Origin of the sequence: Streptomyces sp. CA-181903 (assembly GCF_050937075.1) — a bacterium.
GTDB lineage: Bacteria > Actinomycetota > Actinomycetes > Streptomycetales > Streptomycetaceae > Streptomyces.
The window spans coordinates 6,293,425-6,306,483 of the sequence record NZ_JBNJLY010000001.1; the positions used below are offsets into that span (position 1 = coordinate 6,293,425).

General features: G+C 74.3%; 10 protein-coding genes. 5 read left to right on the forward strand and 5 right to left on the reverse strand.

The window, feature by feature from the left end; translation table 11 throughout:
• Window positions 1-24 precede the first annotated feature (24 nt).
• The 3 genes from ACQEVS_RS28020 to ACQEVS_RS28030 all read right to left on the reverse strand — a co-directional run bounded on the left by ACQEVS_RS28020 (window position 25) and on the right by ACQEVS_RS28030 (window position 7,007).
• Entirely contained in the window at window positions 25-1,254 is a 1,230-nt protein-coding gene (locus tag ACQEVS_RS28020; RefSeq protein WP_433024753.1) for a cytochrome P450, read from the reverse strand.
• Between the two features lie 342 nt (window positions 1,255-1,596).
• Window positions 1,597-5,310 (reverse strand): ferritin-like domain-containing protein, encoded by a 3,714-nt coding sequence (locus tag ACQEVS_RS28025; protein ID WP_433024756.1) that lies wholly within the window; start codon window positions 5,308-5,310, stop codon window positions 1,597-1,599.
• A complete protein-coding gene (locus ACQEVS_RS28030) occupies window positions 5,307-7,007 on the reverse strand; it encodes a flavin monoamine oxidase family protein (RefSeq protein ID WP_433024759.1) in 1,701 nt (566 codons plus the stop codon). Before ACQEVS_RS28030 ends, ACQEVS_RS28025 begins: the two co-directional genes overlap by 4 nt.
• Window positions 7,008-7,419: 412 nt before the next feature.
• On the opposite strand from ACQEVS_RS28030, the gene ACQEVS_RS28035 reads away from it, so the two are divergent.
• Together ACQEVS_RS28035 and ACQEVS_RS28040 are read left to right on the forward strand one after the other, a co-directional pair.
• Complete coding sequence (locus tag ACQEVS_RS28035; protein WP_433024762.1) at window positions 7,420-8,679, forward strand: DMT family transporter; 1,260 nt, start codon at window positions 7,420-7,422, stop codon at window positions 8,677-8,679.
• Window positions 8,680-8,891: 212 nt separating this feature from the next.
• Window positions 8,892-9,392 (forward strand): inorganic diphosphatase, encoded by a 501-nt coding sequence (locus ACQEVS_RS28040; RefSeq protein WP_433024765.1) that lies wholly within the window; start codon window positions 8,892-8,894, stop codon window positions 9,390-9,392.
• Between the two features lie 115 nt (window positions 9,393-9,507).
• Here the strand turns inward: ACQEVS_RS28040 and ACQEVS_RS28045 are convergent, their stop codons facing one another.
• Together ACQEVS_RS28045 and ACQEVS_RS28050 are read right to left on the reverse strand one after the other, a co-directional pair.
• Window positions 9,508-9,921: an SsgA family sporulation/cell division regulator gene (locus ACQEVS_RS28045; protein WP_433024768.1), complete on the reverse strand. Its 414-nt coding sequence runs from the start codon at window positions 9,919-9,921 to the stop codon at window positions 9,508-9,510.
• Window positions 9,922-10,303: 382 nt separating this feature from the next.
• Window positions 10,304-10,606 carry a YciI family protein gene (locus tag ACQEVS_RS28050; RefSeq protein WP_433024771.1) on the reverse strand — a complete coding sequence of 101 codons (303 nt, stop codon included), beginning with the start codon at window positions 10,604-10,606 and terminating at the stop codon, window positions 10,304-10,306.
• A gap of 47 nt (window positions 10,607-10,653) precedes the next feature.
• Here ACQEVS_RS28050 and ACQEVS_RS28055 point away from each other — a divergent pair, with 47 nt between their 5' ends.
• From ACQEVS_RS28055 to ACQEVS_RS28065, 3 genes are all read left to right on the forward strand, one after another.
• On the forward strand, window positions 10,654-11,361 hold the full coding sequence (locus tag ACQEVS_RS28055; protein ID WP_433024774.1) for an endonuclease V: 708 nt from the start codon (window positions 10,654-10,656) through the stop codon (window positions 11,359-11,361).
• A gap of 157 nt (window positions 11,362-11,518) precedes the next feature.
• Window positions 11,519-12,442: a dihydrodipicolinate synthase family protein gene (locus tag ACQEVS_RS28060; RefSeq protein ID WP_433024777.1), complete on the forward strand. Its 924-nt coding sequence runs from the start codon at window positions 11,519-11,521 to the stop codon at window positions 12,440-12,442.
• 116 nt (window positions 12,443-12,558) lie between these two features.
• Window positions 12,559-12,927 (forward strand): MmcQ/YjbR family DNA-binding protein, encoded by a 369-nt coding sequence (locus ACQEVS_RS28065; protein ID WP_433024780.1) that lies wholly within the window; start codon window positions 12,559-12,561, stop codon window positions 12,925-12,927.
• Window positions 12,928-13,059 lie beyond the last annotated feature (132 nt).

The following is a 13,059-nucleotide window of genomic DNA, read 5'->3' on the forward strand; positions in this document are numbered from 1 at the left end:
GGTAACGGTGGTTCGCATGGGGCGTCAGCGGTCCGCGCGCACCACCATCCTCGACGGTCCGTGGAAGACCAGGTCGTCCGCGTACCGCACCGGGCCGTCCGGCTCGCTCTCCGCGAGCCGCAGCCCCGGCAGCCCGGTCAGCAGCCTGCGGAGACCGGTCTCCGCCTCGACGCGGGCCAGCGGGGCGCCCAGGCAGTAGTGGGCGCCCAGCCCGAAGCCGCAGTGGCGGCGGGCGTCGCGGCGGATGTCCAGCCGGTCGGGATGCGGGAAGCGGCGGGGATCGCGATTGGCCGAGCCCAGGACCAGGGTCACCTTCTCGCCCCGCCGGACGAGGTGCCCGCCGATCTCGCCGTCCTCGTGCGCGCGGCGGCTGATCAGCTGGACCGGACCGTCGTAACGGACCAGTTCCTCCACCGCTCCCGGCAGCAACTCCGGCCGCTCGCTCAGCAGTCCGAGCTGGTAGGGGTGGTCCAGCAGGGCGAGCAGGCCCTTGCAGAGGAGGTTGGTGGTGGTCTCGTGGCCGGCCGTCAGCAGGTGGACGCAGGTGCCGACAAGGACGTCGTCGCCCAGCGGCTCCTCCTCGGCCGCCCGCAGCATGGCCGCGATCAGGTCCCCTTCATCCCCTGCGGCCGTCGGTCCGGCGGCGCGGCGCCGGGACAGTTCGGTCCGGAAGTACGCGTCGAGTTCACGGGCCGCCGTGTCCGCCACCCGGTAGGCGTCGCTCCGCCGGGCGGCGCGGGCGCTGGTGGCCTGCTGGAGGTCGACCGCGCGGGCCCGGAACCAGGGCCGGTCGTCCGCCCGCACCCCCAGCAGTTCGCTGATCACCAGGATCGGGAAGGGCGCGGCGAACCGGTCGACCAGGTCGGCCCGCCCGTCCTCCGCCAGCGTCTCCGCCAGGTCGGCGGTGAGCCGGGCCGCGAGCTCGTCGACACGGGGGCGCAGCCGCTCGACCACACGGGGCGTGAAACTCTTCGCGACCAGCGCGCGGACGCGGGTGTGCCGCGGCGGATCCATGAACACCATCCAGTCGGACGCCGTCCGCCGCAGGTGCGGGCATCCGGCCGGCAGCGGCGCGGGCAGGCCGCCGCGGCCGTACCGGCGGTCGGACAGGACGGCGGCTACGTCGGCGTGCCGGAAGAGGTACCAGCCGTCCTCGGAGCGGTGGACGGGGTCGTCGTCGCGATAGCGCTCGTAGAGGGGGTACGGGTCGGGCATGTGCACATCGGAGAGGCGGAAGGGGCCGAGGGGTGTCATGGGTGCCTCCGAGGTGCGGGTGTCTTGGGTTCGGGCTGCGTGGGCGGCGTATCGGCGTATCGCAGGGTGTGTATGTGGTGGGTGGCGGATTGCCGGGCGCGGGCCGGCGGGTGACGGCGAGCGGTACGTCCCGCGGGGAGAAGGCGGCGAGCAGCGGCACCAACAGGTGCTGCGGGCAGACCTGTCCGGACTTCGGCGTCCAGGGGAGCGGCGGCCGGCTGTCGGAGGTACGGAACGGCAGGTCCAGGGCCGGCGCCGGCCCGACCCGGCCGGCGCGGACGATCAGGACGTCGGTGTCGAAAGGCACGCCCCCGCCCTCGGCCGCGTCGGTGTACGTGATCGTCATCCTTCGCGGTCCCCGGCCTTCGGATCCGCCGCGCCCCGGAAGAAGTCGGCGTAGAACGCGGCCATGTCGCCCACCTGCTCCGGCACCCGAGGGCAGGCGCGCGCCGCGGCGGCCAGGTGGGCGAAGCGCAGGGCGAGGGCGCGATGGGCGACGTCGGGACGGGGGACGGGCTCGGGCGCGGCCTCCAGCTCGAATGTCGGCCCCGCCGTCCGGCCGCGGCGGCCCGAATCCATCGTGACCAGCAGTTCCGCCAGCGGGCGCATCATGCCCGTCATCACGTCGATGGAGGCGTTCATGAGTTTGGAGCGGCGCAGGCTGCCGTCGGCGCTCCCGCCGAAGTGCTGGACCATCAGCCGCAGCATCAGCTCGTACGCCTGGTTGAACAACCGGGCGACCGCGCGCGCCTCGGGGTCCGTGACGGGGTCCTTGGCCGCGTCGCCGGTGCCGAGGGTGGGGTTGCGCAGCACGGGATAGGCGGGATCCCAGGGAAGCAGCCTGCCGTGCGGCCCGGGGGCGCGCTCGGTGGTGAGGAGTTCGCCGATCCGCAGGAACGTCTCGAAGTGCGAGGTCTCCGGCGGGGACGCGGTGCCGGAACCGCCCTCGCCCTGCTCGGTGATGAGGTCGACGGCGAACAGCGCGCTCGCGAGGTCGTCGACCTCCAACTGGTAGTCCGGATGCGCGGTGTTGACGGACTCGCGCAGGAAGAGGTGGTGTTCCCCGCCGCCGCGGCCCTTCTCCACCAGGAACAGGTCCGGGACGCTCCGCAACCCCTCCCGGATGGCCGCGTACAGCTCGCTGATCGACCCCCAGGTGCCGGCGCGCGGCGCGGGCGGGACCGTCCCGGTGCCCTCCTGCCGCAGCTCGGGGGTGAGACCGGCGGGCTGCTCGACGGCGATGTACCGCTGGACGCTGCCGATGCTCAGCCCCTCCAGGGCGAAGTCCAGGGGCACGGGCAGCCGCCCGTTGAGCGTGCCGAAGTCGATCACCGGCACGTGGAACGGTTCGCCGAGCGCCATGATGATGTTGTTGACCAGCAGGAAGTGGATCATCTCCTCGCGGGCGACGGTCAGCAGGCCGCCGCGGATCCCGTCGTCCAGCGTCGCCCCGCCCTGGCCGCAGACGAGCTCCAGCTGGCGCGGCGTCCACAGGCCGCGGCGTACGAGGACGCGGCCCGCGCCGTGCGTGGGCAGGGAGAAGGCGGCGTACAAGTACTGGAGCATCACCGCCAGTTCGAGGGTGGCCGCCTGCTTGAGGACGGACCACAGCCGGCCCCGGGTGGTGATCGCCGGCGGCGCGGGCGGCGGCGCGGGGACGGCGAGCGGCGGGCGGGTCCTGGCCTGCTGGTTGCGGAGGTAGGCGAGCAGCAGCCGGGCCTTCGGATCGGTGAGGTCGCGGGTGGGCGGCATGTAGTACGTGCGGTCCTTGTTGCGCGGGTCGCACATCTGCCACGCGAGCTCGGCGTAGGTCTCGACCTTGCAGCGGTCGGCGAGGCTGAAGACCTCGGACTTCATGAAGGTGGAGACCTGCTCGTAGTAGGCGAAGACCTCCCGGTGGAGGAGGGCGAAGTCCACGTCCTCGCGGGGGATCGCGTCCAGGTGCCAGTCGTCGGGCAGGACGCGGACGGCCAGCGAGCCGGCGCCCGCCCAGAAGCGGAGCGCGTCCGCGTCGTCGTAGGCGGTCCAGGCGGAGCCGGGGGCGCGGGGGTCGGTACGCGGGGCGTCGGCGGGGCCGGTCGAGAGCAGGACGCGGCAGGTGCCGGCGCGGTCGCCGCGCAGGAAGAGGTGGGCGTGGCCGTGGGCGTCGGTGGTGAGGGTGCACTCCGGGGCGTACGGAACCGGGGTGGGGGCGGGGCTCGCGCTGCGCGCTCCGCCTGCCGGTGGGCGCGCTGCGCCCATGCGGCTGTGCGGTACGGCGCTCGGTGCGCCGGCTGTTCCGTCGGTTCGGCCGTACGGTTCGCTGTGTGTTCCCGTCACCGGGGTGTTCGGTGCGGTGACGGTTCCGTTCCCCCGGTCGTTCGGCGTGCTGCCGGTGCTGCCGGTGCTGCCGGTGCTGCCGGTGCTGCCGGTGCTGTCGGTGCTGTCGGTGCTGTCGGTGCTGTCGGTGCTGTCGGTGCTGTCGGTGCTGTTCGCGCTCCCTGTGATGCCCTCCGTTCGGCCCGTCCCGTCAGCCGAGCCGCCACGCGCTCCGCCGCCACCCAAGCCGGTGTCCGGAGCAGAGTCCGGCCCGGCGTCCGGTTCCCCGCCCGGTCGCCCATCCGCGCCCTCGTCCCACCCCGCCCGCACCCCCAGCACCACAGCATCGGCACAACGCGCCCCCGGCGTGCCCGCCACGCGGTCGGCGGGCAGCGCACGCGGGTTGTAGTACTGCCGGACGCGCACCTCCACGGGCGCCGGGCGCCCGCGGACGAACGAGCGCAGGCGCACCCGGACGGCGGGGTCGGCGCCGTGCGCGCGGTCGCGGTGGTGCAGCACCACCAGCGCGTCGTCCGACTGCACGACGGCCTCCCGCTCGGCCAGCAGCGTCCTCCGCTGCCCGCCGGGTGCCGTCCGGGTCAGGAACAGCCGCTCGTCCGCGGCGTCCGGAGAGCCGGGTGCCCGGGCCACGGTGACGAGCCCCGACGTCTCGTCGGAGGGGTACGCGCCGGCAGGCACTCGGGCGACGAGCGCCCCCGACGCCGTCCGCAGCTCCAGGTCGCCCAGGTCCAGGGCCGGTCCGAGCGCGTGCAGGGGGCCCGGACCCGCCTCCTCCGCCCGGTGCGTGACCGGCACGGCGGTGATCATGTCCAGGGCCGCGAGGCCGTCCGTCAGCCGCACCGAGAGGTGGTGCAGCGGGCTCCCGGCGACCGGCTCCAGCAGCCGCCCCGCCGGATGGGTGCGCAACTCGTCGGCGTACCAAGGGGCGACCGTGCCCCGGACGCGCCAGAGGCCGGGGGCGTCGGGGGCGACGGGGGTGCTCATGCCGTCCAGGGCGAACCGGACCACGAGCCCGTCCGCACCGCCCTCCGCGACCGCCGCCCGCAGCGCCTCCGCGACGGGGGAGCGGACCGCGCCGGGCAGCCACTCCGCGTCCTCGCGGACGACCACGAACTGGTGCACGGCGGCGTACCGCAACTGCTCGGCGAGGATGTGATCGCCGACGTCCAGGATCCGCCCGAACTGCACCCAGCGCGGCGGCTGGAAGCCGGTGACGCCTCCGGTGAACAGATAGCCGTCGTCGTGCGACCGCCCCAGCCGGCCGACGCCGAACCGGCCCGTCATCAGGGCCGTCGTCCACCGCGACGCGGGATCGAGATCGAAGACGCGGGCCCGGTTGACGGTCGTGCGGAGGTACGGGTTGTAGTGGCCCCAGACGTCCACCGCGCGCCCGACGACCGGGTCCGCGGTGTCCGTCCGCCCGTCCGGGCCCTGGACGGCGGTGACGCGCGCGTCGAAGAGGAAGTGCCCGTTCCCGTCGAGGTTCCAGCCCGTGGCCAGGCTGAACTCGCCGTCCGGGCAGGGGTGTCCGCGGCGGTCGTAGCGGGGGCCGCGGCGGCGCAGCCAGGCGTGGTAGTCGCCGGCCGGCCGGTCGGCGGGGAACGGGACGGGTTCCGGTCCGTCGTCGACGAGGGCGTGCGGGCCCGTCACGTCCACCAGGCCGTTGCGCGGCCCGGTGGGCAGCCGGGTGGTCGCGACGCCGGCGAAGTGCAGCCGGGGCAGGTCGAATACGCTCACCGCAGGGCCCCCGCGCGTCCCCGGCGGCCGGCCATGCCGATGACGCGGGCCGGCGGCGCGTAGTGGACGACCTGGTGGACGGCGTGCAGCGCGGACTCGATGGCGCCCTCGATCCAGGCGGGCGCCGTCGAGCAGTGCTCGCCCGCGAAGAACAGCCGGCCGACCGGCCGGGCCGCGCGCAGCCGTTCCATCTCGCACTCCGCCGCCGACCTGCCCCAGCGGGTGGCGCAGCCGGCGCTCCACCGTGACGACCCCCAGGCCGCGCTCACCGAGCCCAGCACCATGCCGGGCCGGCGCAGCCCGGGATGGGCGGCGGCGAGCTCGTCGAGGACGAGCCGGTGCCGTCGGCGGGCCGGCAGCCGGCCGAGCCGCTCGGCCTCGTTGCCGATCGTGTAACTGGCGAGCAGCGCGGCGCCGTTGCCGGGGGAAGCCTCAAGGGCGGGGGAAGCCTCCAGGCCGGGGGAAGCCTCCAGGCCGGGGGAAGCCTCCAGGCCGGGGGAAGCCTCCAAGGTGAGGGAATCACCCACGGCGGAGGAACCGCCTACAACGGAGAAACCGCCCACGCGCGAGAAACCGCCCATGCCGGGGGGACCGCCCACGGCGTCCCCTGCGGCGCTGTCGTCCACCGCCGGGTAGTACGTCTGGCGTATCGACCCCCCGGTGAACGACGCGCCGCCCCGGATGCCCTCCTCCTGCCAGAAGGGCTCCCGGCAGTGGATGGCCACCTTGGTCGCCGGGCAGTAGACGACCTCCTCCAGCACCGCCCGCTTGTCGTCGTCGACGCCGCTCAGGTCCAGGCGGCGGAGCGCCGGGAAGGGCAGGGTGCAGACGACGAAGTCGGCCCGCTCCACCGTGGTGCGCGCCCCGGCGCGGACGCGGACGAGCACGCCGTCGTCCCGGACGTCGATGCCGACGACCCGCCGCCCGCAGGTGAGGCGGCCCTTGAGCCGGCCGGCGAGCCGGCGCGTCAGCTGGTCCATGCCGCCGTGCAGACGGAGCAGGGCCGGACTGGTCTCGGTGAGGATGTCGTCCAGGAAGCTGTTGAGACGCCCGCTGCACCCCATGCGGATCTCCGGGTGAGCGGAGAACAGGGAGTGCAGGTCGATCCGGTCGCGCGCCGGACCGCGCAGGTGGGGGCCCGGGTCGAGGCGGGCGACCAGGTCGAGCAGGCGGCGGTGCAGGTCGTCGCGGACCGCCGCGCGCAGCTCGGGCGGGGCGGTGGCGTCGACGACGGCGGTCAGCCAGGCGCCGAAGGCGATGGTCGGGGCGTCGTACCGGCGGTCACCGCCGCGCAGCGCGAGCTCGGCGCGGAACGTCTCGCACAGCGGCCCGGAGGCGTCCCGGACGCGGACGAAACCCGAGGGAATGCGCAGGAAGGCGTTCTCCTCGGAGAGGAGCGTGGTGAACCTGCGCAGTTTTCCCGTGAGCCCCATCCGGTCGATGTATTCGAGGGTGAGGCGGTGGTGCGCCGGAATGCGCATGGCGCCCAGCTCCACCGCCGGCGCGTCCGCTCCGGTGCCGAACCGGTGGGTGAGGATGCGTCCGCCGATACGCGTGTCGCCCTCGATCACCTCGACGTGGAAGCCGCGGCGCTCCAGCTCGTAGGCGGTGGTGAGCCCCGCCACCCCGGCCCCCAGCACCAGGACACGCGGTCGTTCGCCTCCACTCCTGCCGAAACCCTCGTCGAATTGGTGCACATGCCAAACTTCAGGCGTGCCGGACATCGTGGTTCCCCCCGTAAATGTGACCTATTTCCATTTTGTGGTCCCTAAAGACGTCACGGGATCGGGAGTCGCACAGCGGTTTTTCCGGACAGGGCGGACTTGTGGGCATTCCGGCAGGTCGGCTGACGGGAGGCGTAGAGGAATTACGCGCACGGGATAAGCGGGCCCCCAGGCCGCTGCGGATAGCGGATCACGCGGAGCGCTCGCCCGCCGCGCGACGGAAAGACCGCCCGACCTGCTGCGACCCGGCCCGGCCGCCCCCACCGCCGGGTCGTACTCCATCGGGAGTACGGGGAATTCCGTTCCCAGGGACGAGGACGCAGCGTGCGGGGCGGGGCATCGTGGAAGGTATGAAGAACGACGGTTCGGACCACAGGAGCACCCCGTGAGCCTCCTGGCGCTCTCGGTACTGCTCTGCCTGGTGTCCGCCGTCTGCTACGCGGCGGCGGCCATCGTGCAGGAGCGGGTGGCCGCGACGGCCGGCGGCGGCATCCGCGGGCCGCTGCGCAGCGGCTCCTGGTGGGGCGCTGTGGCCCTGACCGGCCTGGGGGCCGGGCTGCACGTGCTGGCGCTCGCGTGGGGGCCGCTGAGCCTGGTGCAGCCGATGGGGGCGCTCACGATCGTCTTCGCGCTGCCCATGGCCGCCGTCTTCGCGCACCGCCCGGTCGGCGCCGCCGGCTACCGCGGGGCCCTGCTGGCCACCGGTGGCCTCGCCGGCCTGCTCGCGCTCACAGGACCGCCCGGCACCGAATCCCTCCCCGCCCGTGAACGTCCGCTGCTCGCCGCGGGAATGGGCGCCGCCGTGGCCCTGACGGCCCTCGTCGCCCGCCGGGCGCGGCGGCCCGTCGTCCGCGGCGTCCTCCTGGCCACGGCGGCGGGCGTCGCCTTCGGCATGGGCTCGGTCTTCACCAAGGCCGCGGCCGAGGACGTCACCGGGCACCGGACGGGGGCGCTCCTCCCGACGCTCGCCATCACGGCGGTCCTGGCCTCGGCGGGCATGCTCCTCTCCCAGGCGTCCTACCGCGGCGCGGGCCTCGCGGCCCCGCTGGCCACCGTCACCGTCGTCAACCCGGTCGTGGCCGCCGCCGTGGGGGTCTGCTGCCTGGACGAGGCGTTCCGCCACGGCGTGACGGGCGGGGTGCTCGCCGGGCTGGCGGGTGCCGCGGCGGCGGCGGGAGTGGTGATCCTGACGTTCCGGGGGGCGGCGGGGGAGCCGGAGGCGCCGGCCGGTCTCGTCGGTCCGCGGCGGGAGGGGCTGGAGGGGCTGGAGAGGCGAGTGGGACGACGGGTGCCGGGGCGACCGTCGCCGCACGACGGTACGGGGCCTGCGCCCGGCTCTGGCTCCGGCTCCGGCACGTACGGCCCGTCCACATCGCTGCCCCGGCCGGTTCCCGGTTCGGCTTGCGACCCGGCCCTTAGGCCCGGCTCGGGCCCCGCCTCCGATCCGGGCTCCGTCCCCGGTCCCGCCTCCGATCCGGCCCCCGGCCCCGATCCGGCCCCCGCCCCCGATTCGGCCCCCGCCCCCGATTCAGCCCCCGAACCCGTCTCCGGTCCCGTCCCGGGTCCGGCCCGGAGGCCCGTCACCCGCTCGGGCCGGCGGTGCCCGGTCTCGTCGTCGGGGCGGCAGCGGTCCCGGACGGGCTGACGGGGGCCCGGGTCCGCACGGCCCGCCGTCGCGCAGGGGAGTGCGCGCGGGGGAGCGACGGAACGGGCAAGCCGGGCACCCCGGTTGAAGCACCAACACGGAAGCCGCCCCTCCGGGGCCGGAACCGCACCATGGTGCCCGTGCGCCCGCGGCGCCACCATGGGTGCCGGCCGCGTCAGAGCCGACGCGCCGCCGTCTACCGAGGAGCGCCCGTGGACTTCGACGTCGTCGTGGAGATCCCGCAAGGCAGCCGCAACAAGTACGAGATGGACCACCGGCTCGGGCGCATCCGGCTGGACCGGCTGCTCTTCACGTCCACCCGGTACCCCGCCGACTACGGCTACGTGGACGGCACCCTGGGCGCCGACGGGCAGCCGTTGGACGCCCTCGTCCTGGCCGGGGACCCCACGTTCCCCGGGGTGGTGGTCCGCTGCCGGGCGATCGGCATGTTCCGGATGCGGGACGAACAGGGGGAGGACGACAAGGTGCTGTGCGTGCCGGCCGCCGACCCCCGCCACGAGCACCTGCGCGACCTGCGCCACCTCCCCGAGTACGACCGGCTGGAGATCCAGCACTTCTTCGAGGTCTACAAGGAGCTGGAACCGGGCAAGTCCGTTGAAAACGCCTGCTGGGCCGACCGCGCGGCGGCCGAGGCGGAGATCCTCGCCTCCCGCGCCCGCGCCGCGGACGCGACGGAGGGACCGACCCGCTAGGAAGCCGGGGCACGCGCCGCCGGACGCCCCTCACGAAAGCCGCCGGGCGGCCGGCGGCCGGAGCCCCCTTCCCACGGCCCTCGGCTCTCCGCACGCCAATCCGACCGGTCGGTATTCAGAGCTGACGCAACAGCGCCTCGACGCCCCCGTCGACGTCGAGGCAGCCGGCCTCGCCGCCCACCGGCACCAGCGCGTACGAACGCGCCAGGAATCCGCGCAGTTCGGCGGTGTCGATCTGCACCATGGCCACGCCTTCCGGAGCGTGGAATTCCAGAACCGTCCGCTCCGGCCCGCACGGCCAGACCCGGACGTCACCACCGCCCGACGGGGACAACAGTCCCCCGGCCAGAAGTTCGCGCGCGAACGCCCACTCGACCTCGGCGCCGTCGAGCGAGGCGGCCGGCGGGAAGGAGATGCGCACGGCGAAGGGATCGGCGCGCCGGTACCGGAGCTGGGCGGGGACGGAACGGGTCTCGGGGGAGGACGCGATGAGTCGGGCCTGGACGGCCTGGTCGATGACGGTGGGCAACGCCTTCTCCCTTGCGGTTGGTTGGTCTTGCCGATGGTGGGGGCCGGGGCTCTCCGCAGGGTGAGACGGTGGATCGCGGGACTCAGTGCTTGATTCGAGCGTGAGATGCGTCACGACCCTTGATTGAACAGGGCATTTCATGCCTCTGCCTACGAATGCCCACGAAGGCAAGCACTTCCGCCAACAGTGAGGGTTCGCGCGTAACAGGCTTTAGTCGCCTCAAATCTCTAGAAGCCTCCGCCGTCGCAGTGGCCACAGTGGCGAGATGCGAAGGGGGCAACTGTGCCGGAAGAAAGGCGAATTGTCCCCGGTCTCCCCGCAGTGGCCCCCCGGTTGCCTCCGCATCCCCACGCCCCCTCTGGCCCTCCCGGCGCCTTCCGGCTCAGGACGGGGGCCGCTGCTGCCGGTAAGTCTCCAGCGCCGGCGCCGTCTTCGTGGGGACGAACTCGGTGATCGTGTACTCGCACACCCCCGCCACCGAGAACGGATCGCTCCGCGTGATCTCCTCCATCTTCGCCCGGTCCTCGCCGACCGCGAGGATGATCCCGCCGTCCCGGGGCACCTTGCGCCCGGAGGCGAGGAACACCCCCGACGCGTAGTGCGCGTCCAGCCAGGCGACGTGTTCGGCGTGCGCGGCTTCCACGCGGTCGAGCGGCGCGATGTAGGTCAGCTCCAGTACGAACATGATCACAGGCTACGGCCCGGGCGCCCGTCCCGTACGGTGTCCTCGCCATGAACCACACGACTGATGACACGACCGGTGAACCGCCCGCCGGCTGGCCCACCACCGAGGCCGAGGCGCTCGCCGTGCAGAACGCGCTCCGGACGCGCGTGATCCTGGACGAACCCGGTCCCGCGCCCGGCGCCGAACTGACCGCCGTGGGCGTCGACGTCGCGTACGACGACGAGCGCGACCTCGTCGCCGCCGCGGCCGTCGCCCTCGACACCCGCACGCTGCGCGTCGTGGCGGAGGCCACGGCCATCGGCCGGGTCGCGTTCCCATACGTCCCCGGGCTGCTCGCCTTCCGCGAGATACCGACGGTCCTGGCCGCACTCGACCGGCTGTCCGCCACCCCGGACCTCGTCGTCTGCGACGGCTACGGCCTCGCCCACCCCCGCCGCTTCGGCCTCGCCGCGCACCTCGGCGTGCTGACGGGACTGCCGACGATCGGGGTCGCGAAGAATCCGTTCACCTTCCGCCACGCGCCGCCCGGACCCGCCCGGGGCGACGCGGCGCCCCTGCTGGACGGCGACGAGGAGGTCGGCCGCGCCCTCCGCACCCGGGAGGGCGTCAAACCGGTGTACGTCTCCGTCGGCCACCGCGTGAACCTGGACCGCGCCTGCGCCCACACCCTCGACCTGGCCCGGAGCTACCGCCTCCCGGAGACGACGCGCGCGGCGGACGCGCTGTGCCGGAGGGCGCTGGGGGATGCGCGGTGAGGGGGACGCGGCGGCGCGGTGAGGGGAGGAGTGGCGGCCGCCTCTTGGCGGGCCCGCCGCCTGGGTAGGCAGGCCACAGCAGGCCACCCCGCCGACCCCGGAGGACCCCGTGCGACCGACTGCGCGACCGACCGCGCGACCCACCTTGCGATCCACCTTGCGACCGACCGGATTCATCCCGCCCCTCTGCACTCCCCTCACCCCCGACGGCGCCGTCGACACCGGCTCCCTGCGCCGGCTCGTCGAACACGTCCTGGCCGGCGACGCCTCGGCGCTGTTCGCCCTCGGCACCTGCGGCGAGGCCGTCTTCCTCACCGACGAGCAGCGCCGTACGGTCGTGCGCACCACCGTCGAGGCGGCGGCGGGACGCGTCCCCGTCCTCGCCGGCGTCATCGACACGACCACCCCGCGCGTACGGGAACGCGCGCGGGAGGCGGCCGCTCTGGGCGCCGACGCCCTCGTGGCCACCGCGCCGTTCTACACGGACACCCACCCCGCCGAGACGGCCGACCACTTCCGCCGCATCCATGCCGAGACGGGCCTGCCCCTGCTCGCCTACGACATCCCCTCCCGCGTCCACACCAAGCTGCCGCCCGCCGTCCTCCTGGAACTCGCCGAGGACCGCACCCTCGCCGGCCTCAAGGACAGCAGCGGCGACCTCGACACCCTCCGCCACCTCCTGGCGGCCCTCCGACACCGCGGCCTGGACCGCCACTTCGCCGTCCTCACCGGCTCCGAACTCACCGTCGACGCGGCCCTCCTGATCGGCGCCGACGGCGTCGTCGCCGGCCTCGGCAACGTCGACCCGGCCGCCTACACCCGCCTCCACGCCCACGCCCGAGCCGGCCGCTGGCCGGAGGCGGTCGCCGAACAGAACCGCCTCGTCACCCTCCACACCCTGATCCACGCGGGCGCCCCGACGGACATGAGCGGCACGGCGGCGGCCGTGGGCGGCTTCAAGGCGGCGCTGCACCTGCTCGGCGTCATCGACCACCCCACCACAGCGGCGCCGCTGCGGCCGCTGCCGGAGGAGGCGGTGCGGGAGGTGGAGGAGTTGCTGAAGGGCGGCGGACTGCTGTGAACGGGCGCTCCCGTCCGGTGCGGCCGGCCCCCTGAGCGGGGGCGGCGGGGACACGGCGGCGTCACCCCCTAGCGTGGACGCGAACGATCACCCGCCCACGTATCACCGGAGTTCCCATGCCGTCCACGCCCCGCAGCATCCGCGCCAGTGTCCGCGAGTTCGCCCTCTCCCTCCCCGGGGCCGTCGAGGAGTTCCCCTGGGGCGAGAGTGCCGTCGTCAAGGTCAACAAGAAGATCTTCGTCTTCCTGGGCGCCGAGGACGCGGAGGCGCCCGGTATCAGCGTCAAGTTGCGGGACGAGGAAGCACACGGGCACGCGCTCGCCGTGCCCGGGGCCGCGCCCACGAGGTACGGGCTGGGGCGTTCCGGGTGGGTTTCCATCCCGCTCGCCGCCGGGGGCGCGCCCGTGGAGCTGCTCTGCGACTGGGTGGAGGAGAGCTACCGCACCATCGCGCCGAAGCGGCTGGTGGCGCGGCTCGACGGGTGACGTGCGGGGGCCCATCCTGGGCGGAGTGCGGCTCCCTGAGTCTCAGCCAACGTGACATCGCGGGCCAAGAGGCGGGTTTGGTCGCATCTGCCGCTCGGCAGGATGGCCCGGCTCTGGACCGCGTCGTGCGGC

What these genes read in the sequence shown, in the direction of transcription:
- ACQEVS_RS28020 (WP_433024753.1), bottom strand. Translation starts at nt 1,254, where the DNA reads ATGACACCCCTCGGCCCCTTCCGCCTCTCCGATGTGCACATGCCCGAC.
- ACQEVS_RS28050 (WP_433024771.1), bottom strand. Translation starts at nt 10,606, where the DNA reads ATGTTCGTACTGGAGCTGACCTACATCGCGCCGCTCGACCGCGTGGAA.
- ACQEVS_RS28055 (WP_433024774.1), top strand. Translation starts at nt 10,654, where the DNA reads ATGAACCACACGACTGATGACACGACCGGTGAACCGCCCGCCGGCTGG.
- ACQEVS_RS28065 (WP_433024780.1), top strand. Translation starts at nt 12,559, where the DNA reads ATGCCGTCCACGCCCCGCAGCATCCGCGCCAGTGTCCGCGAGTTCGCC.